This window comes from Bacillus sp. M6-12, from assembly GCF_002860285.1.
Classification (GTDB): domain Bacteria; phylum Bacillota; class Bacilli; order Bacillales; family DSM-1321; genus Peribacillus.
This window is the reverse complement of the sequence record NZ_PGVF01000028.1, coordinates 39,831-58,147: the sequence shown is the minus strand read 5'-3', so window position 1 is coordinate 58,147 and position 18,317 is coordinate 39,831. Positions and strand designations below refer to the sequence as shown.

The 18,317-nt window shown below is 42.4% G+C and carries 18 protein-coding genes; all 18 read right to left on the bottom strand.

Translation table 11 applies throughout. The features are described 5' to 3' along the window. Positions 1-335: 335 nt before the first annotated feature. The 18 genes from lysS to CVD28_RS24290 all read right to left on the bottom strand — a co-directional run bounded on the left by lysS (position 336) and on the right by CVD28_RS24290 (position 18,250). Entirely contained in the window at positions 336-1,817 is a 1,482-nt protein-coding gene (gene lysS / locus CVD28_RS24375; protein ID WP_101597305.1) for a lysine--tRNA ligase, read from the bottom strand. A 204-nt stretch (positions 1,818-2,021) separates the two neighbouring features. Then, positions 2,022-3,020 (bottom strand): tRNA dihydrouridine synthase DusB, encoded by a 999-nt coding sequence (gene dusB, locus CVD28_RS24370; RefSeq protein WP_101597304.1) that lies wholly within the window; start codon positions 3,018-3,020, stop codon positions 2,022-2,024. A gap of 117 nt (positions 3,021-3,137) precedes the next feature. After that, entirely contained in the window at positions 3,138-3,350 is a 213-nt protein-coding gene (locus tag CVD28_RS24365; protein WP_101597303.1) for a helix-turn-helix domain-containing protein, read from the bottom strand. After that, positions 3,302-3,832 carry a 2-amino-4-hydroxy-6-hydroxymethyldihydropteridine diphosphokinase gene (gene folK, locus CVD28_RS24360; protein ID WP_101597302.1) on the bottom strand — a complete coding sequence of 177 codons (531 nt, stop codon included), beginning with the start codon at positions 3,830-3,832 and terminating at the stop codon, positions 3,302-3,304. The genes CVD28_RS24365 and folK overlap by 49 nt, the downstream gene beginning before the upstream one ends. Position 3,833: 1 nt before the next feature. Further along, entirely contained in the window at positions 3,834-4,193 is a 360-nt protein-coding gene (gene folB, locus CVD28_RS24355) for a dihydroneopterin aldolase (RefSeq protein WP_101597301.1), read from the bottom strand. Then, positions 4,186-5,025 carry a dihydropteroate synthase gene (gene folP / locus CVD28_RS24350; RefSeq protein ID WP_180954301.1) on the bottom strand — a complete coding sequence of 280 codons (840 nt, stop codon included), beginning with the start codon at positions 5,023-5,025 and terminating at the stop codon, positions 4,186-4,188. The genes folB and folP overlap by 8 nt, the downstream gene beginning before the upstream one ends. Then, positions 5,022-5,903, bottom strand: coding sequence for an aminodeoxychorismate lyase (pabC, locus tag CVD28_RS24345; protein ID WP_101597300.1), 882 nt, complete (start codon positions 5,901-5,903; stop codon positions 5,022-5,024). The genes folP and pabC overlap by 4 nt, the downstream gene beginning before the upstream one ends. Positions 5,904-5,934: 31 nt before the next feature. After that, positions 5,935-6,534 carry an aminodeoxychorismate/anthranilate synthase component II gene (pabA, locus tag CVD28_RS24340; protein WP_101597299.1) on the bottom strand — a complete coding sequence of 200 codons (600 nt, stop codon included), beginning with the start codon at positions 6,532-6,534 and terminating at the stop codon, positions 5,935-5,937. Then, positions 6,531-7,961: an anthranilate synthase component I family protein gene (locus CVD28_RS24335; RefSeq protein WP_101597298.1), complete on the bottom strand. Its 1,431-nt coding sequence runs from the start codon at positions 7,959-7,961 to the stop codon at positions 6,531-6,533. The genes pabA and CVD28_RS24335 overlap by 4 nt, the downstream gene beginning before the upstream one ends. Positions 7,962-8,175: 214 nt before the next feature. Further along, positions 8,176-9,102 (bottom strand): cysteine synthase A, encoded by a 927-nt coding sequence (gene cysK, locus CVD28_RS24330; protein WP_101597297.1) that lies wholly within the window; start codon positions 9,100-9,102, stop codon positions 8,176-8,178. 107 nt (positions 9,103-9,209) lie between these two features. Further along, on the bottom strand, positions 9,210-10,103 hold the full coding sequence (locus CVD28_RS24325) for a peptidyl-prolyl cis-trans isomerase (protein ID WP_101597296.1): 894 nt from the start codon (positions 10,101-10,103) through the stop codon (positions 9,210-9,212). Positions 10,104-10,115: 12 nt separating this feature from the next. Beyond that, on the bottom strand, positions 10,116-10,994 hold the full coding sequence (hslO, locus tag CVD28_RS24320; RefSeq protein ID WP_101597295.1) for an Hsp33 family molecular chaperone HslO: 879 nt from the start codon (positions 10,992-10,994) through the stop codon (positions 10,116-10,118). A 42-nt stretch (positions 10,995-11,036) separates the two neighbouring features. Beyond that, positions 11,037-11,801, bottom strand: coding sequence for a type III pantothenate kinase (locus tag CVD28_RS24315; RefSeq protein ID WP_101597294.1), 765 nt, complete (start codon positions 11,799-11,801; stop codon positions 11,037-11,039). 467 nt (positions 11,802-12,268) lie between these two features. Beyond that, positions 12,269-14,320, bottom strand: coding sequence for an ATP-dependent zinc metalloprotease FtsH (gene ftsH, locus CVD28_RS24310; protein WP_101597293.1), 2,052 nt, complete (start codon positions 14,318-14,320; stop codon positions 12,269-12,271). A gap of 123 nt (positions 14,321-14,443) precedes the next feature. Next, positions 14,444-14,986 (bottom strand): hypoxanthine phosphoribosyltransferase, encoded by a 543-nt coding sequence (hpt, locus tag CVD28_RS24305; RefSeq protein ID WP_101597309.1) that lies wholly within the window; start codon positions 14,984-14,986, stop codon positions 14,444-14,446. 30 nt (positions 14,987-15,016) lie between these two features. Next, complete coding sequence (tilS, locus tag CVD28_RS24300; protein WP_101597292.1) at positions 15,017-16,408, bottom strand: tRNA lysidine(34) synthetase TilS; 1,392 nt, start codon at positions 16,406-16,408, stop codon at positions 15,017-15,019. A 107-nt stretch (positions 16,409-16,515) separates the two neighbouring features. Then, entirely contained in the window at positions 16,516-17,514 is a 999-nt protein-coding gene (locus CVD28_RS24295) for a protein kinase domain-containing protein (RefSeq protein ID WP_101597291.1), read from the bottom strand. Next, on the bottom strand, positions 17,483-18,250 hold the full coding sequence (locus CVD28_RS24290; protein ID WP_101597290.1) for a VWA domain-containing protein: 768 nt from the start codon (positions 18,248-18,250) through the stop codon (positions 17,483-17,485). The genes CVD28_RS24295 and CVD28_RS24290 overlap by 32 nt, the downstream gene beginning before the upstream one ends. Positions 18,251-18,317 lie beyond the last annotated feature (67 nt).

The window sequence follows — 18,317 nt, the reverse complement described above, 5'->3', positions numbered from 1 at the left end:
GATAGAATTTGACTTGCTCATGTGCTTTTTTAGTGTGTGCTCACTATTACTTAAAACGTTGGCGCTTTGTTTTGTTCAGTTTTCAAAGAGCAATTACTGTCGCCGCAGCGACTTAATAATATTATCATCGTTTTGATAATGAGTCAACACTTTTTTTAAACCTTATTCGGTGTTAATTGAGTGGCGCTCCGTTTCTCAGCGACAAGAAATAATATAACACCAATTCATTATCATTGCAATAGCATAAAAGATAAATTTTACTAGAATAATATTCCTGTTTAATATTTTGTACTTATAATAAAAAGCCGCATAGACTATGCGGCTTTTTTATGATCTTACCTGTGGCGCATTAACGGGAATAACAGTACGTCACGGATAGATGGTGAGTTGGTTAGCAGCATAACGAGGCGATCTACCCCAATGCCAAGTCCTCCTGTTGGAGGCATGCCGTATTCTAAAGCTTCAATGAAATCTTCATCCATTTCATGAGCTTCATCGTTACCCTGTGCTTTCTCTACAAGCTGTGCCTCAAATCGCTGACGCTGATCAATTGGATCATTTAGTTCAGTAAAGGCATTTGCATGTTCGCGGGCAACAATGAATAATTCAAAACGATCCGTAAAACGTGGATCATCTTCGTTTTTCTTTGCCAATGGCGAGATTTCAACAGGATGACCGAATATAAAAGTAGGCTGGATTAATTTCTCTTCAACAACCTGTTCAAAGAACTCGTTGACAATATGCCCGAATTCCATGTTCTCTTTTACGTCGATACCATGTTCTTTAGCAAGAGCGTGTGCTTCTTCCTTAGTCATCTGCTTCCAGAAGTCCACTCCAGTGTATTCCTTTACTGCATCAACCATATGAAGTCTTTTCCATTCCGGCTTCAGATCAATTTCATATTCACCATAGGTTACCGTTGTTGTACCTAATACTTCCTGTGCTACATGTGCTACAAGATTTTCCGTCAGTCTCATAATGTCTTTGTAATCTGCATACGCTTCATACAGCTCTATCATTGTAAATTCAGGGTTATGTCTTGTAGAAACCCCTTCATTACGGAAGACGCGGCCAATTTCATATACCTTTTCCATTCCGCCGACAATCAATCTCTTCAAATGGAGCTCTATTGCAATTCGCATAAACAGCTCCATATCAAGAGCGTTATGATGCGTAACAAACGGTCGGGCTGCCGCTCCACCTGCTATAGAATGCATCATTGGAGTCTCAACTTCTAAGTATCCCTGATTATCCAGGTAACGGCGCATCGCTTGTACAATTTTGCTGCGCATAATAAATGTGTTTTTGCTTTCCTGATTTGTAATCAGGTCAACATAGCGCTTTCTATAGCGTTCTTCAACATCCTTCAAGCCATGGAATTTATCAGGCAGCGGACGCAGCGCTTTTGTCAAGAAGAAAAAGCTCTCAGCTTTGATGGATAGTTCTCCAACCTTCGTCTTAAAGAGTGTTCCATTCACACCCACAAGATCTCCTAAATCAGTCTGATCAAAAATTGCATAACTTTCTTCCCCGACAGCATCCTGACGAACATAAATTTGTATTTGTCCGCTAATATCCTGAATGTGGGCAAATCCCGCCTTGCCTTTGCCCCGTTTAGTCATCACTCGGCCGGCTACAGTAACGGTTAAATTCTTTTCTTCGATTTCCTCTTTACTTAACTCCCCATATTCATTCACAAGCTGCTGAGCTTGATGGGTGCGTTCAAAACGGTGTCCAAATGGGTCTTGGCCATTGTCGAGCATGCTTTGCATTTTCTCGCGCCTCACCCTGAGCTGGTCGTTCAATTCTTCACTCATGTAATCATCTCCATCTTCTTAATCGAGCATTATATAGACAGTCCGAAACCGAACTTTGCAATCTTTTATTATTTTTACACAAAGTAAAAGAATCGAACAGTGTTTCCCGCAAAAAAATCCGTCTTTACAAATAAAAACTGCCAGAAGTACTGGCAGTTTTTATTTTAAGCGTATTATAGGAAAATGGGCCGTTAATGTCAAATATTACACCATTTGAATATTTTGTTCTTTTGCTTCGACTTCTTCGACCAATCCGTAAAGCAGCTTAAGTACATCCTCACGGGTATTGCACTCGTTAATGCCCTTCCTTGCCTTTGCATTGCCTCGGACACCTTTTAGGTACCAAGCTGCATGCTTGCGCATTTCGCGTACAGCGATGTATTCGTTTTTCAATGCAATCAGACGATCCATATGCAGGATGCACACATCCATCTTTTCACGTACCCCTGGTTCATCCATCAGTTCGCCTGTTTCAAGATATTTTACAGTACGGTAAATCATCCACGGATTTCCAAGCGCTGCCCGGCCAATCATTACGCCGTCAACTCCTGTTTCTCTTAGCATTCTTTCAGCATCCTGCGGCGACTCCACATCACCATTTCCGATAACAGGAATATTTACCGAATTCTTTACTTCGCGAATAATGTCCCAGTTTGCTTTGCCTTCGTACATCTGAACACGAGTTCTTCCATGAAGCGCCACAGCGGCACCACCGGCACGTTCTACAGCCTGGGCATTTCTCACTGCATAGATATGATCTTCATCCCAGCCCATGCGCATTTTTACTGTAACAGGTTTGTCCACAGCATCCACTACTGCAGATACCATTTCGTAGATCTTGTCCGGATCAAGCAGCCATTTAGCTCCTGCATCACAGTTGACGATCTTTGGAACTGGACATCCCATATTGATATCAATGATATCCGCATTTGTATTTTTATCTACAAAGCTGGCAGCCTCAACAAGTGATTCCTTTTGAGCACCCATGATCTGCAGGCTAAGCGGTTTTTCTCTTTCATCTATATAAAGCATATTCAATGACTTTTCATTTTTATTAATAATGCCTTTGTCGCTGACCATTTCTGCACAAACCAGGCCTGCACCAAATTCCTTTACCGTTAAACGGAATGCAGAGTTACATACCCCTGCCATCGGCGCAAGAACAACTGGATTCTTCATTTCGATATCGCCAATTTTTAACATGGTGTGTCCTCCTCTGCTTTTACTATTAACATATCATTGTAGGTAAATCCCCAACGGATTATATCAAGCCACGTTCGCCGAGAAAAGAAAAAAACTCAGGACGACCAAGAATATTCTCTATTTCTCAACAGGCGGCCGAAGTTCGTCGATTGACACGTTCAGCATTTCAGCAACCTCTGTCAAAAAGTTTTCTGTTGGTGCCCTGTTCCCTCTTTCTACTTCACCAAGGAGCGATACAGAAACACCAATTTCTTTCGCAAAGCTTTCCTGTGTAAATCCCTTCAGCTTTCGAAAAGCGCGTATACGTCTTCCCCATTTCTCCGCTTCCATAATCGAACTCCTTCTTTACCTTGTATATGATCAAGAATAGCAATTAACGGCTGGTTTCTCATCGGAAGTACAAACCCCGGATCCACTAAATCCAATAATGGAATGATGACAAACGCTCTCTCTTCTAAACGAGGGTGAGGCACAAAAAGGGTCTCTGATTCAATATTCTCTTGATTATAGAGTAAAATGTCAAGGTCTATTGTTCTCGGACCCCACCGAACATCCCTTTTTCTTCCAAGTTTTTTCTCTATTTCAAGGCAAATCTTCAGTAATTCCTCTGGTTCGCAAGTGGTTTTCATTTCCACAACGGCATTTAAAAAACACTCCTGTTCGGTATATCCAACAGGATCTGTCTCATAGAGAGAAGAAATATTAGTAACTTCTATTCTCGGGTCTGCATTAAGACTTTTAACAGCACTTAGTAAATACTCTGCCCTGTCTCCTATATTAGAGCCGATGGATAAGTATGCAATGTTTTTCACCTTACCGTCCCCTTCTTATCTCAACAGCTACTGATTTATAATGCCCAGGTATCGGAGGATCAGGTTTAATCACCTGCACTGTACAAAATTCGATCAGCGGAAATCTTTGTAATGTTTTTGCGGCAATGGTTTCAGCAATGGACTCTACAAGCTTGAATGGCTGCCCTTCCACAACCTCCCTTGCAAGTCCATATAACTCCCCGTAATTAACGGATAATTCGAGATTGTCCGTTTTGCCCGCATTAGAGAGGTCAAGTTCAACTGTTAAATTCACCCGAAACCGCTGCCCCAGCCGGGTTTCTTCTGGAAAAACCCCATGGTAGCCATAAAACTCCATTTCATTTACATAAATTTTATCCATTACTGCCTTCCTTCCCCATAAGCACGTCCATCATTTTAGTGAGCCGGGCCATAGCTTTTACATCATGAATGCGAATAATCTGGCAGCCCTGCTGTATCCCAAAGCAAACAGTGGCTGCTGTTCCTTCCATTCTTTCTTCAGGCGGCAGGTCCAAAACTTTTCCAATCATTGATTTACGTGATGTACCAAGCAAGACAGGATACCCCAGTCCCGTAAGTTTCTCAAGGTTCCGCATCATTTCCAGGTTTTGTTGAAGATCTTTAGCAAATCCGATTCCCGGATCCAAAATAATTTGATTATCCTTAACCCCGGCATTTTTGCAAATCGCAATGCTCTCATATAAATCATTGATAACATCCCGGATAAAATGCTGATAATCCATATCCCTTCGGTTGTGCATCAGAATGATTGGAGCCTCTAATTCGGCAGCTACTCTGGCCATTCCGCTATCGGCCTTTGCTCCCCATATGTCATTTATAATATGAGCCCCTGCATTGATGGCCTGTCTTGCAACCTCCGCTTTATAGGTATCCACCGAAATAGGCACATCGAGTTCGCCAGCGATTCTTTCAACGACCGGAATGACTCTTTCCAATTCTTCTTCCAGCTGTACAGCGTCAAAACCCGGACGCGTTGACTCTCCGCCAATATCAATAATATCTGCACCCTCCCTGATCATTTCCCGCGCATGCTCAAGTGCAGCATCAATACGATTGTACCTGCCACCATCGGAAAAGGAATCAGGTGTAACATTTAAAATTCCCATTACAAGGGTCTTTTTCCCATAGTCTAATGTGTGATTTCCAAATTGAATGACTGTATTATTTATCATAAAATCTCCCCGTAGGTGTGAAGTTCATTCCTGCTCGAAATTTGTTTTTTAAAACGCTGATAGCCCTCATAAAGCTTGCGTGTTACCGGCCCGCTTTTTCCTTGAAAACGGCTACCTGAATCAATTGAATACACCGAAACAATTTCTTGAATCGAATTCGTATAAAACAATTCATCTGCTCTTTTTAGATCCGCTGGAGTAAAAAAACCTTCCTCGCAACGGAGACCAATATGGTAAGCATACTCTATTATCCATTGTCGGGTTATCCCATTCAAAATTCCTGTACTGAGGTCGGGTGTATAAATCGTGCCATTACTTACCCAGAAAATGTTAGAAATTATTCCTTCAGCAATAAATCCATTTTCAGTTAAAAAGATGCCCTCTGTTCCTGGCTGGTCCGAAATTTCCCGTTTGGCGGCAATATTATTTAAGAAGTGATGAGATTTAAGCCGCACTCCAGTCTCGGGCGTATTTCGAGGAGTTTTCAGAAGAACCGCTTTTTTCTCTAATAATATATCCTCCATACTAATTGGACTCATAAAAACAAGCATATTGGGATTGTTAAAAGGGGATGTTTGGAGTCCCATTGGGGAATTTCCTGCCGAAACATTGAGCCTGATTCGGGCATTATCATAACCATTTGCCAAAATCAGCTTATCAAGAATTCCGGTAATCTCTTCCCTGTCAACGTTACCGCTTATATTCAATTCCTTAAGAGCGGCATTCAGGCGATCAAGATGATCGTCAAGAAGGAAAGGATGGCCATCATACAGCCGGAATGTTTCAAAAACACCGAGTCCATATAAAAAACCGTGGTCAAAGGGAGAAATCCTTGCTTCACTTTCCTTCACTATTGCTCCATTACAAAACATATACATAGTCTTATTTCTCCCATTTCAGCTTTTAGGTTCAGCTCTGTTGCAATGATTTTGCTTTGTAAGATTTATGGAGCTCAAGAAAATTGGCTAATAACTGTTTTCCCTTTTCGGTCATAATTGATTCCGGATGAAACTGTACACCTTCCACCGGAAGTTCTTTGTGCCGGATAGCCATAATCTCCCCCTCCTCCGTCCAAGCGGAAACAGTAAAGCATTGCGGCAGGGTTTCCTTCTTTAAAATTAAGGAATGATACCGTGTTGCCTGGAATGGATTTGGCATACTCGCAAAAATAGTTTGTCCATCGTGAAAGATGGGTGACGTTTTCCCGTGCATTAGACGATCTGCTCTTACGACATCACCGCCAAAGACCTGTCCGATCGCCTGATGCCCTAGACACACACCAAATATCGGCACCTTCCCCGCGAAGTGTTCAATGGCTTCTAGGCTTATGCCTGCTTCATCAGGTGTGCATGGTCCAGGGGAAATCATTAAAAAGTCCGGATGAAGTGCCTCTAAATCTTTAATAGTTATTTTATCATTGCGCTTTACCAGCAAGGATTCTCCTAACTCCCCAAGATACTGGACAAGATTATAAGTAAACGAGTCATAGTTATCGATCATTACAATCATGATGTAACCCCTTTGCTCACATGTCTGCTTTCTGCTTCTTCTTTTGCCTTCCACATCGCAGCCGCCTTTTTTAAGGCTTCCTTGTATTCATAACGCGGATTAGAATCATTGACAACACCTGCGCCAGCCTGGACATGCCCAACACCATCCTTGGCTACCATTGTCCTGATTACAATATTCAGTTCCATATCCCCCGAATCACTGATCCAGCCAATTGACCCTGTATACAGGCCTCTTCTAACAGGCTCTAACTCCTCAATGATCTCCATCGTTCTAACTTTAGGGGCCCCGGTGATGGTTCCACCAGGAAAAACAGCCTTTACAGCACTGTATGCATCCTCTGATTCTTTCAGCTGTCCCTGAACGTTTGAAACAATATGCATAACATGGGAATACTTTTCAATCGTCATGAATTCATTTACGTGTACAGTGCCAAATTTGCTTACTTTCCCCAGATCATTACGCTCCAAATCCACTAGCATCACATGCTCTGCCCGTTCTTTGTCATTCTGGATCAGCTCGTTCGCAAGATGTTCATCCTCATCGGGGTTTTTCCCTCGTGAACGCGTACCCGCAATCGGACGGGTACTGATCAGGTGGTCCTGTTTCTTAATCAGCAGCTCCGGAGAACCGCTGACTACCTGGAATTCCGGTGTCTGAAGGAACGCCATATAAGGAGAAGGGTTTATTTCTCTTAAGCATTCATACACTTCGATTGCAGGTACAGATAGCTCCTTTGATTGCCTGACCGATAAATTGACCTGAAACACATCTCCCTGGGCGATATATTCCCGCACTCGTTCCACCGCTTTATGGAATTGCTCTGCCTTCATCGACACAGCTAGATCATCCTTCAATTTCTCCGAAGTGGTTTTGGTTTTACTTACTTCCTTTATTTCAGCATGTCGCTTCCAGTGCTTCTCCATAACATCAAGGGATTTCTCCGCGGCTAATTCATTCTCACCCGCATGCAGCAGCCAGAGAACCTCTTCTTTGTGGTCAAAAACTGCCGCCTCATCATAGATTAAAAAATATAAATCAGGGGTTTTTAAATCATCTTTACTTGCGGCTGGGAGATCTTCGATATAACGGATATAGTCATAGCTAAGAAATCCGATAGCGCCTCCTTGAAAATCAGGATATCCAGCCTGCTTTTCGATTCTCCTCGGAGCCATCCACTTTTTCATGGATAGTAACGGATCACCCTCCATTGTTTCTTTCATACCATCTCTATGTATAATTTGGAGGATTCCGTCTTTCCCTTCCAGAATAGCAGACGGATTTAATCCAATTAAGCTATATTGTCCTCCCCTTCCGCTTTCTAGCAGAATGTGTCGGGGTAAATCGGCAGACAGTTTTCTATATGTATCAAACAAGTCCATTGAGGCAAATGGAATCTTTCTTGCGAATAATCGTCTTTGCGGCAATGCGGTCATCTCCCCGATATTTGTTTGCTATCATTCTATTTTTCCGATAATTTGAGTTTACTAAGTACAGGTGAAAATTTCTATAAAAAAGCCAAACCGGCCTGCAAAAGAAACTTGTTGCCGTCCCATTTAGCTCAGGATCAATCTCTTAATGACCAAAATAACTCACTAAAAGTAAAAATGCAAAGTCCCCTTTGGAACTTTGCACTTTTTATTATTCTTCATCAAATTGGTATAAAGGTGTGCTAAGGTAACGTTCACCATTACTCGGGATAATCGCTAATACCTTTTTGCCTTTTCCAAGCTTCTTCGCTACTTGAAGGGCTGCAAAAATAGCTGCACCGGAAGAAATACCGCCGAGAATGCCCTCTTCTTTGGCAGCTCTGCGAGCGTATTCAAAGGCTTCATCATTTTTAACCTGTAAAATTTCATCATATAATTCCGTGTCAAGAATGTCCGGAACGAAACCGGCACCGATGCCCTGGATCTTATGCGGGCCAGGCTTGCCGCCTGAAAGCACAGGTGAATCTGCTGGCTCAACCGCAACTATTTTAATTTCAGGGAACTTCTCTTTAAGCACTTGGCCTGCACCTGTGATCGTTCCGCCAGTACCTATACCGGAAACAAACGCATCAAGCTGATCCATTTGCTCTGCTATTTCCTTACCCGTTGTATTACGGTGAATTTCTGGGTTAGCTTCATTTTTGAATTGCTGAGGCATAAAGTAACCATTTTCATTTGCCAATTCTTCCGCTTTACGGATGGCTCCACCCATACCTTCAGGTCCTGGAGTCAGCACAAGTTCAGCTCCATATGCGCGAAGCAGGTTGCGGCGCTCCATGCTCATTGTTTCAGGCATTACCAGGATTGCACGATATCCCTTTGCAGCAGCTACCATTGCAAGACCAATACCAGTATTTCCGCTGGTTGGTTCAATAATAGTATCGCCATCCTTAAGCTTACCGCTTTTTTCAGCAGCTTCTACCATCGCCATCGCGATCCTGTCCTTTACACTGCTTCCTGGATTCATATACTCTAATTTCAAATATACATCAGCGCTATTTTCATCTACGAGACGATTCAACTTAACAATAGGCGTTTGTCCGATTAAGTCAATTACTGAATTAGCTACACGAGACATGTAATCACTCCTAATACCGAGTATTTTTATTGGTTTTATCTACAATGTATCGCTTCATAGGAAAAAAGTCAATTTAAATATCCTAAATTTCAGATTCTTTTTCCAATTTATATGCCGGTACCTTCACCATAAAACCATTCCACTTTCATTTCATCCCAGAAAACTTTAGCAGAAACACTGTCTTTCATTTGTTCCAGTGCGATTTGCCTCCGAATCTGATTTTTCACTCGCATAAAACTATACGATTGGCCCTTAATCCGTTCGTGAAGTTTGATGATGACCCAGCCTTCTTCCGTTTTAAAAGGCCTGCTCCATTTATTTGGTTTTATTTTCTCTGCTTCCACTAAATAGTTATCGGGAACTCTTTCACTTCCAGCTGATATGTATCCCAAATGACCTCCCTGACTGGCAGTGAAGTCATCGGTCGATTTTTCCATGGCTAAAACAGCAAAACTGGAACCGCTTTTAAGCTCTTCACTGATTTGCTTTGCTTGTTCCTTCTTTTTTACAATGATTTGAGACAACCGATAGGAAGTTGGGATTTTAAATTGACTGCGGTTTTCTTCAAAATATTTCTTTAATTGCTTTTCGGAAATGAGTACGTCTTTTGTTAAAAGTTCTTCAAGCAGCAGGCTTGATTTAGCCTGCTGTCTTAATTTTTTATCATTGTCGTCATCTTTTAATTCCTGAACAGCATACGTTGTCTTCATGATTTTAACAGCACGGTCCAATTCACTATCGGAAATGGTAATTTTATATTTCTTGGCTGCTTCAAAAATAACTTCCTGATTAATCATTTCTTCGAGAACTTCTTTTCCATACCTTTCTTCCAGCTCTGCCAGCCATTGTTCACGGGAAATTACATTTCCATTAACAGATGCTGCTTGTTCACCGTTAAAAGAGGCGGCAGTTTGAGATTTTCCCGCCCAAAAGATACATGTTCCGATATTCAACAAGATCAGGCCAGCTATAATTAACCAAAGCCTTTTTCGAGATAACATTCTTTTCCCCCGTTATTTCGCTGCTTCCTTTAATTCTTCCAGTTCTTCTTTATTAAATTGGTATTTTTCATTACAGAAGTGGCATTGCGCTTCAGCCTTGCCTTCCGTTTCAATAATATCTTCGATTTCATCTTTTCCTAAGCTTACCAGAGCATTCTCTATCCGTTCCCTAGAGCATTGGCATTTAAATTGCACAGGCATTTTCTCCAAAATCTGAACATTATTTTCTCCAAGAACTTGCTCAAGGACCTGTTCTGGAGCCAGTCCCTGCTGAATCATTTTTGATATCGGCGGAATCGTCTGCAGCCGCTGCTCAATCTCTGCAATTGTACTTTCCTCCGCCCCCGGAAGTAGCTGGATAATAAAACCGCCAGCAGCAAGAATGGTATTGTCCGGATTGACTAAAACTCCTACGCCAACTGAGGACGGCGTTTGCTCGGATGTTACCAAATAATAAGTAAAATCCTCACCCAGCTCTCCTGACACAAGGGGAACCTGGCCTGTAAAGTGATCGCGCATCCCTAGATCCTTAACAACAGAAAGCATTCCTTCCGTTCCTACTGCTCTTCTAACATCCAATTTCCCATGTTCGTTAAGGTCAAAATGAGTTTGAGGATTGGTGACATAGCCTCTTACCTCGCCCTTTGCATTGCTGTCGACAAGTATGGCCCCAATTGGACCGCCTCCATCAATTTTAATCGTTAATTTATCTTCGCCCTTTAACATGGCACCCAGCATTAAGCCGGCTGACAGGGAGCGTCCCAATGCAGCCGATGCAGTCGGCCATGTATAATGCCGGCGCTGAGCCTCTCCCACAGTTTCCGTTGATGAAACGGCATATGCACGGACTTGGCCGTTATAGCCTAGTGCTTTAATTAAATAATCCTTCATTTGTTTCTCTCCTTTGCATATTCGCGCTGCGATACATGTAATTTATGTGTTTCTTTTGTATATAAGCTGTAAGCCCTTTAATGTTAAAAATGGATCAACAATATCAATGATATCCGATTCTTTTGATATCAGCGTTGCCAGTCCGCCGGTTGCAATTACTTTTGGCTCCGGTCCGCTTTGTGCTTTCATTCTCTTTACAATACCTTCGACCTGTCCGACATAACCGTACACGATGCCCGCTTGCATGGCAGCAACGGTATTCTTTCCAATGATATCATCAGGGCGGGCAATTTCTATACGCGGCAGCTTAGCGGCTTTTGTATAAAGTGCTTCTGTAGAGATGCCGATTCCCGGTGCGATCGCCCCTCCCATGTATTGTTTGTCCTCATTAATATAACAATACGTAGTGGCTGTCCCAAAATCCACGATAATAAGCGGGCTTCCGTATTCATGTATCCCTGCCACCGCATTAACTATACGGTCTGCCCCAACCTCTCTTGGGTTTTCATATTTAATATTTAGTCCAGTCTTAATTCCCGGTCCAACCACTAGCGGTTTAATTCCGAAATACTTCTGGCACATACGCTCCAACGAAAACATTATGGGAGGAACAACAGAAGAAATAATGATTCCGTCAAACTCTTTAAACGAAAGCCCTTCATGCTCAAGAAGTGCTTTGACGACCATTCCGTATTCGTCTTCGGTCTTATTTCTATTTGTCTCTATCCGCCAATGATATTTTAAATGATCATTCTCATATACACCCAATACAGTATTGGTATTTCCGACATCTAATACAAAAATCATTGTTTTCACCACTCCGGAAAATTTTATGAAAGCTCACCGTATTTTAAGAGGCCGTCAAGATATAGAGGCCCACACGATGTAGTATACAGACGTTGCCCAAGCAAGAAAAGCATGACAGAAAAAGCAGTAAGGTGACATAAGGTTAAAAAATTTTTTTCCTTAGTTTTATTAAAAAAAGATATCCCCATCAGTATAAAAAACATCTTCCCACATCATACCATATCCCAATATTATTTCACTCGTGAAAAAGCTTCTAACTTTAACGTACCCCAACATGCGCACATGGTTACAGTTATAGAAACAAGTTTACTTGTTTTTGGGTTGATATCCGGCACAACTAAGTTGGAGTAACCGCGAAGCAAACTTCTGGCTGTAAATGTATCCATTATTACTAAACAGTCTGAGTCTGTTTGAACTACACGAAAAAAGGCATTTCCAAATTGGAAATGCCTTTTGAATTGATTCTATTACAGGTCCTTCTTGTCATCCTTATTCGGGAAAGACAGAGGTTTATCCTGCGGGCGGCCTTCCGCAATTGGAGGAGTTTGGTCCGCAGAATCATCACGAGTAACCTCTAATGATTCAGGGTTTCTTTCTTCCAAAGGCTTCAGCAACGCCTCTTTTTTTGTATTAATGTTAACTTTCACATCATCATTGTCTAGATTGCCATTTAAAGCTTTGTAATCCCGTTCTGGCAAAGTACCATGATCTGCTAGATGCTTAATTTGAGCTGCATCAAGAGTTTCAACCTCAAGCAATGTCTTTGCTATGATTTCAAGCTTATCTCTGTGCTCATTAAGGATTTTATGAGCACGCTCATAACATTCCTTGATAATGCGCTGAATCTCTAAGTCAATTTCATAAGCGATTGCGTCTGAATAGTTTTGCTCATTGTTGAAATCGCGTCCAAGGAAAACCTGGCCTTGGGACTGGCCAAATTGAAGCGGCCCAAGCTTTTCGCTCATTCCGAACTCTGTCACCATTCTTCTAGCAATCCCTGTTGCACGCTGGAAATCGTTATGGGCCCCAGTACTTGCTTCCCCAAAGACGACTTCTTCAGCAACACGTCCGCCAAGAAGGCCGACGATTTTGTCTAACAGCTCAGGCTTTGTCATGAAGAAACGGTCTTCCTTAGGAAGCATTACAGCGTATCCCCCAGCCTGGCCGCGAGGAACGATGGTAACTTTGTGAACTGTTTCCGCCTCATCGAGCACAAGACCAATTACAGTATGGCCCGCTTCATGGTACGCAACAATATTGCGTTCTTTTTTAGATATTACACGGCTTTTCTTTGCAGGCCCTGCGATTACACGATCCGATGCTTCATCCAGATCAGACATATCTATTTTCTTTTTATCCTGACGGGCAGCAACCAACGCTGCCTCATTTAGAAGGTTCTCAAGATCAGCACCTGAGAAGCCTGGTGTACGTGTTGCAATCGCTTTTAAATCTACACTGTCAGCTAGAGGCTTGTTGCGGGCATGCACCTGCAATACGGCTTCACGGCCTTTTACATCGGGACGGCCAACAGTAATCTGGCGGTCAAAACGGCCAGGACGCAATAATGCCGGATCAAGGATGTCAGGCCGGTTGGTAGCGGCAACAATTATAATGCCTTCATTGGCACCGAATCCATCCATTTCAACAAGCAATTGGTTAAGTGTTTGTTCACGCTCGTCATGGCCTCCGCCAAGACCGGCGCCACGCTGACGTCCAACCGCATCAATCTCATCAATAAAGATAATACACGGAGCATTTTTCTTTGCATTTTCAAACAAGTCACGAACACGGGATGCACCGACCCCTACGAACATTTCAACGAAATCCGATCCGCTGATGGAGAAGAACGGAACTCCTGCTTCACCTGCCACCGCTCTTGCCAGCAAGGTTTTACCAGTTCCCGGCGGTCCAACAAGAAGGACACCTTTAGGGATACGTGCACCAAGCTCTGCAAATTTACGGGGATCCTTCAGGAATTCAACCACTTCGACTAGTTCCTGCTTTTCTTCGTCTGCACCAGCTACATCCTTGAATCGTACCTTCTTTTTATCATCGTTATAAAGCTTTGCTTTGCTTTTCCCGAAATTCATTACTCTGCTTCCGCCGCCCTGCGCCTGGTTCAGCAGGAAGAAGAACAGAATAAAGATGATGACAAACGGGATAATGGAAGTGAAGAATGTTACCCAGCCGCTTGTTTCTTTAGCAGGCAGCACTTCCACTTTTACGTTATTTTCAGCTGTCGCTTCATCGATGCGTTCCACAGCGTTATTGCTGTTTGTAACATACGTTAAGAAATGTTTATCTTTTTCCGCATTTTTCAGCTGCCCTTTTACTTCATAAACAAATCGTTCGGGCTGCATGGATAAAGTTACAACTTCCCCATTCTCAAGATATTTAAAGAACTGATCCTGGGTTATATTCTCAGCAGGTTCATTATTGTTATTGAAAATACTTACAATTCCAATGATGACCAAAAAGATAAGTAAATAAAATATAGTATTACGGAAAATCCGATTCATCCCTTACCTCCTCCCAGGTAAACAAACTATTTAAAATATTATCATATAAATTCGGGTGAATACAATTATAAAACACTGAAATTTCACCCTAATCGAAAAGCTAATTTCCTGCGGTTTTCCTGCTTAATTATTTTGATAAACTTCCGGCTTTAGCACTCCAATATACGGAAGGTTACGGTATTTCTCTGAAAAATCCAAGCCGTATCCGACAACAAATTCATCAGGTACGATAAATCCAGCATAATCAGCTGTAATGTCTGCTTTCCTTCCTGTTGGCTTATCCAAAAGCGTAACAATCTTGATCGACTTCGCTTTCCTGTAGCGGAAAAGCTCTACGAGATAGCTTAAAGTCAGACCACTGTCGATAATATCCTCAATAATTAAAATATCCCGGCCCTCTACAGAGGTGTCCAGGTCTTTAATAATTTTAACCTCACCTGAGGATACTGTGGAATTGCCATAGCTGGATACATCCATGAAATCCATTTCAAGGTAGGTATCAACATGCTTCAGCAGGTCTGCCATGAACGGCATCGCACCTTTCAGCACTCCAATCGCGAGCGGAAAGCGATCGTGATACTCCTTTGTCAGCTGTTCGGCTAGTTCTCTCGTTTTCTTTTGGATTTCTTCTTCCGAAATTAAAACCTTCTCAATGTCATTTTGCATGGTCATTGTATTTGTTGCCCCCTAGAAGATCTATGCTTTTTTATATTGTAAAAATATTAACAACTGTTCTGAAACCTTATCGGACAATTCCACGTCCGTTTTTTTCAGTCCCGGCAGCCAGAGAACTTCTCCGTTACTGTCGGTTACCACTGGCCAGGCATCTCGCTCCGGCAATGGAATCTTTTCATTAATAAAGATATCCTTCAGCTTTTTTGTCCCGTCCATGCCCTTTATTTTCATCCTGTCCCCATTTTTCCGGTTCCTTGCAATCAGAGGAAGAGATATATCGCTTTCTCTTATTATAAAAGTATCGTTACCGCTGATGGACGGCAATTCTTCTATATATTGCACGATTATGCTGTTTCCATTCGGAAGATTAATTTCACCTGGAATTGGTAAAATGCAGGAATAGTTATCAGATTCGACTTTGGAATATTGAAAGGTACAAATATTGTACGATTTTTCCGCAATCAGCCCTTCCGGCAGATGCAGCTCGGCAGATGGATGAGGATTCAAAAACAAAGCTAAAAGCTGTTCGATATGTAATGCTGAAAGCGAAGAAGGTTTCATATTGTAAAGATATTTTAATATTAGTTGAATAGCCCTTCTTTGTAAAGGTTTAGGCATCGCCAGAAGAATTGGCAGGCTTATTGTTGAACGTTCTTTGCCTTGTTCGAGCCAAATTCCGGCCATTTTGGCTTCAGCCATATTCATTAACAGCGCCTCATCCTCAATCAGCTCTTCGCTAAACCGCTGGAAATGTTCGTGTACTTTTGGATTTTCCCTTTTTAGGAAAGGTAAAACCATTTTTCGGAAACGATTTCGAATATAAACATCTTTTTTATTGCTTGGATCCAGTCTCGGGGTTAATTGATGCCTTTCAACATAATTTTCAATTTCTTGTCTGCTGGCCGAAAGAAATGGCCTGACAATCTTTCCAGGACCAAAGGGTCTTTGTTGTACTATTCCAGCCCGGGCTGCTCCTCCAGCTCCTCTTGTCAGCCTCATGAGAATGGTCTCAATCTGATCATCTCCATGATGTCCAAGCGCCAGCAAACCGAGCTGATGCTTATCCATCATCTCCCGGTAAAAGCCATAACGTAAGTTTCTTGCCGCAATCTGCGAGCTTTCCCCTGTTCGTTCTATGTATTCTTGAACATTAATCCTTATTCCTTCAAAAATAACGTCCCACTCTTCGCAGATGTCTCTAACAAACAGATAATCTTCATACGATTCATCGCCCCTGAACATATGATCAACATGAGCCACCACTATTTCCAGATTAACTTCCTTACGCAAGGAACATAAGAAATGCAGGAGGGCAAGAGAATCAGGACCTCCTGAGACACCTGCAAGCACACGGGAGCCTTTCGGAAACAAACCATGCTTTACAATATTTTGCCTGACCTTAATTTCTAACATCTGTATTCTTCCTTTTTGCTTTCAATCTTTTGTTTCCAGCTTAGTTACGTTTGAATAATCAAAAGGTTTCAAAAAAGTTCATTTCATGCCGCAATCTTTTTTTCTGCCTACATAACCTGTCTGTACAAATAAAGGGCATACAGCAAGGAAACAATCATCACCAGAAGAAATGTTTCAGCAAAACCGCTCCTTTTTTTCTTTGCATGGGACCTGGTTGGAGGCTGGGAATTTTTAATAGTTTGTCTGTTTTGCCTAGTATAACCCTTCGCTGACTGCCTTGTCGAAGAAACGGCCCTGTCGCTTCTTAAGCTGAGTACTCCCATGATATCCTGTCTCATGTTATTGGCAGACTCATATCTTCCTGTGATCGCCTTTTCAATTACCATCTTAAAAGGACGCAATTCCTTCTTGGCATTCACTGCTTCAAGTATCTGCTTCTGTTCGTCTCCTTTTTTCTGGAAACGCTTTGGGTAAGAGGCATTGACCATCACCATAGCTGCAGCAAACAGGTCGTATTTCGGGTCTGCTTTTCTCGAACCTAGCCCCCAATAGCCTCTGTCGAAAAATTCCGTAAACTCCTTAATAGACCTCCCTTGCTTTGTCGTGCCTCCGACATCAATACATCGCACTTTATAAGATGGTGTAGTGACAATTAGATTCTCAGGCTTTAGGTCCCCAAACACCCAGCCTTGCTCATGCAGGTCCGCAAGACTGGTCAGCAGCTGAAGCATCAGTACACCCGTCCACGCCGGCCCTTTTACTTTTATAAAATCTAAAAAACTATCGCCCTGGATATACTCCATAACATAAAAAGGAAGAATGATTCCTGGCTTTTCCCAGTCATCTGCCTCCAGCAAAGAAGGTCCGAGGGCAGACCCCTGGACCTTGGAAAAGGCTTTTAGGATATTCATCTCAGAGGTAATTGACAATCCATTATTGCTTAGCTTAAGGGCAGCATATTGGCCATTCAATTCTGCCAGATAGACAATTCCGGTCGCCCCGAATCCCAATTCTTTTATAATCCGATAACGGTTTCCGTTCCACTTTCCCGTTATCACACTTCCTGGAGGGACGTTACATTGATTCCTCAAAGTATTGTTCATCATTCGACAACAAGCCCCTTAGTGAGCGTTTTTTATTGAAGTAGGATAATGCCTCCTGAATTGCTGGGCCCGTTGGAGTAATGCCTCCCGTAGTCAATTTAGGGAAGATCTTTGTTAAGGACTCAAGCTTTGGGGTCCAATCCAGCAATTTTTCGACATCATTCTTTTTCCCGGGAAATACAAAAACGGAAAAATGGTTATCACCCATTCTTGCATTCAAACTCAGCGACAAATCAAGTAGTGAATCTTTCACAGTCGGGAGCTTATGCTTCATACTAGCACTAGTATCAACAAGGACCAGAACCTCTAATTTAATTGTCTCTCCTAGATCATCGACTACCTCCATTACTTCACCGCGTTTATCCGGCGGAAGGTCTTCCATAGATTTAGAGCTTCCTAAGATCTGCTGCAGCTCCTTATTAACAACACCCTGAATCGTTTGGGTCATTGCTTTTCTTGTGACCATTTGTACAGTCTGAGAAAGCTGTGTCGAATAGACTACCTGGCTTACACCGCCTCCAGACAATGCAATTGCTTCAATTTCCTTTAGCCCCTGATCATCAATTACATCTTCCTCCATAACTCCAATAACATTTACTGTTATTCCTTGCTCCCTGGCTAGTGCAGCCATTGCTGCAGGATCTTGTCCCTGATTGGAGCAGCCGTCTGTAATAAGCAGAATTTGCCGTAAAGTACCTGGCCTCATCCCAATTCCCCTTCCATTAATTTCTGCTACCATCTTCGCCGAAGAAGGGGGATTTTATACTTAAAATTAGCCTTTTTCTCCTGTCCGGCTTACAGGGAAA

Excerpts from the sequence above, each read along its gene's own strand:
- hslO (WP_101597295.1), bottom strand. The coding sequence starts at position 10,994 with ATGAAGGATTATTTAATTAAAGCACTAGGCTATAACGGCCAAGTCCGT.
- CVD28_RS24365 (WP_101597303.1), bottom strand. The coding sequence starts at position 3,350 with ATGGAAGCGGAGAAATGGGGAAGACGTATACGCGCTTTTCGAAAGCTG.
- CVD28_RS24290 (WP_101597290.1), bottom strand. The coding sequence starts at position 18,250 with ATGGTAGCAGAAATTAATGGAAGGGGAATTGGGATGAGGCCAGGTACT.
- folB (WP_101597301.1), bottom strand. The coding sequence starts at position 4,193 with ATGGATAAAATTTATGTAAATGAAATGGAGTTTTATGGCTACCATGGG.
- pabC (WP_101597300.1), bottom strand. The coding sequence starts at position 5,903 with ATGTATATGTTTTGTAATGGAGCAATAGTGAAGGAAAGTGAAGCAAGG.
- CVD28_RS24325 (WP_101597296.1), bottom strand. The coding sequence starts at position 10,103 with ATGTTATCTCGAAAAAGGCTTTGGTTAATTATAGCTGGCCTGATCTTG.
- CVD28_RS24295 (WP_101597291.1), bottom strand. The coding sequence starts at position 17,514 with ATGATGAACAATACTTTGAGGAATCAATGTAACGTCCCTCCAGGAAGT.
- hpt (WP_101597309.1), bottom strand. The coding sequence starts at position 14,986 with ATGCAAAATGACATTGAGAAGGTTTTAATTTCGGAAGAAGAAATCCAA.
- CVD28_RS24315 (WP_101597294.1), bottom strand. The coding sequence starts at position 11,801 with ATGATTTTTGTATTAGATGTCGGAAATACCAATACTGTATTGGGTGTA.
- folP (WP_180954301.1), bottom strand. The coding sequence starts at position 5,025 with ATGATAAATAATACAGTCATTCAATTTGGAAATCACACATTAGACTAT.
- dusB (WP_101597304.1), bottom strand. The coding sequence starts at position 3,020 with ATGTTAAAAATTGGCGATATCGAAATGAAGAATCCAGTTGTTCTTGCG.
- lysS (WP_101597305.1), bottom strand. The coding sequence starts at position 1,817 with ATGAGTGAAGAATTGAACGACCAGCTCAGGGTGAGGCGCGAGAAAATG.
- tilS (WP_101597292.1), bottom strand. The coding sequence starts at position 16,408 with ATGTTAGAAATTAAGGTCAGGCAAAATATTGTAAAGCATGGTTTGTTT.
- pabA (WP_101597299.1), bottom strand. The coding sequence starts at position 6,534 with ATGATTGTAATGATCGATAACTATGACTCGTTTACTTATAATCTTGTC.
- cysK (WP_101597297.1), bottom strand. The coding sequence starts at position 9,102 with ATGTCTCGTGTAGCTAATTCAGTAATTGACTTAATCGGACAAACGCCT.
- ftsH (WP_101597293.1), bottom strand. The coding sequence starts at position 14,320 with ATGAATCGGATTTTCCGTAATACTATATTTTATTTACTTATCTTTTTG.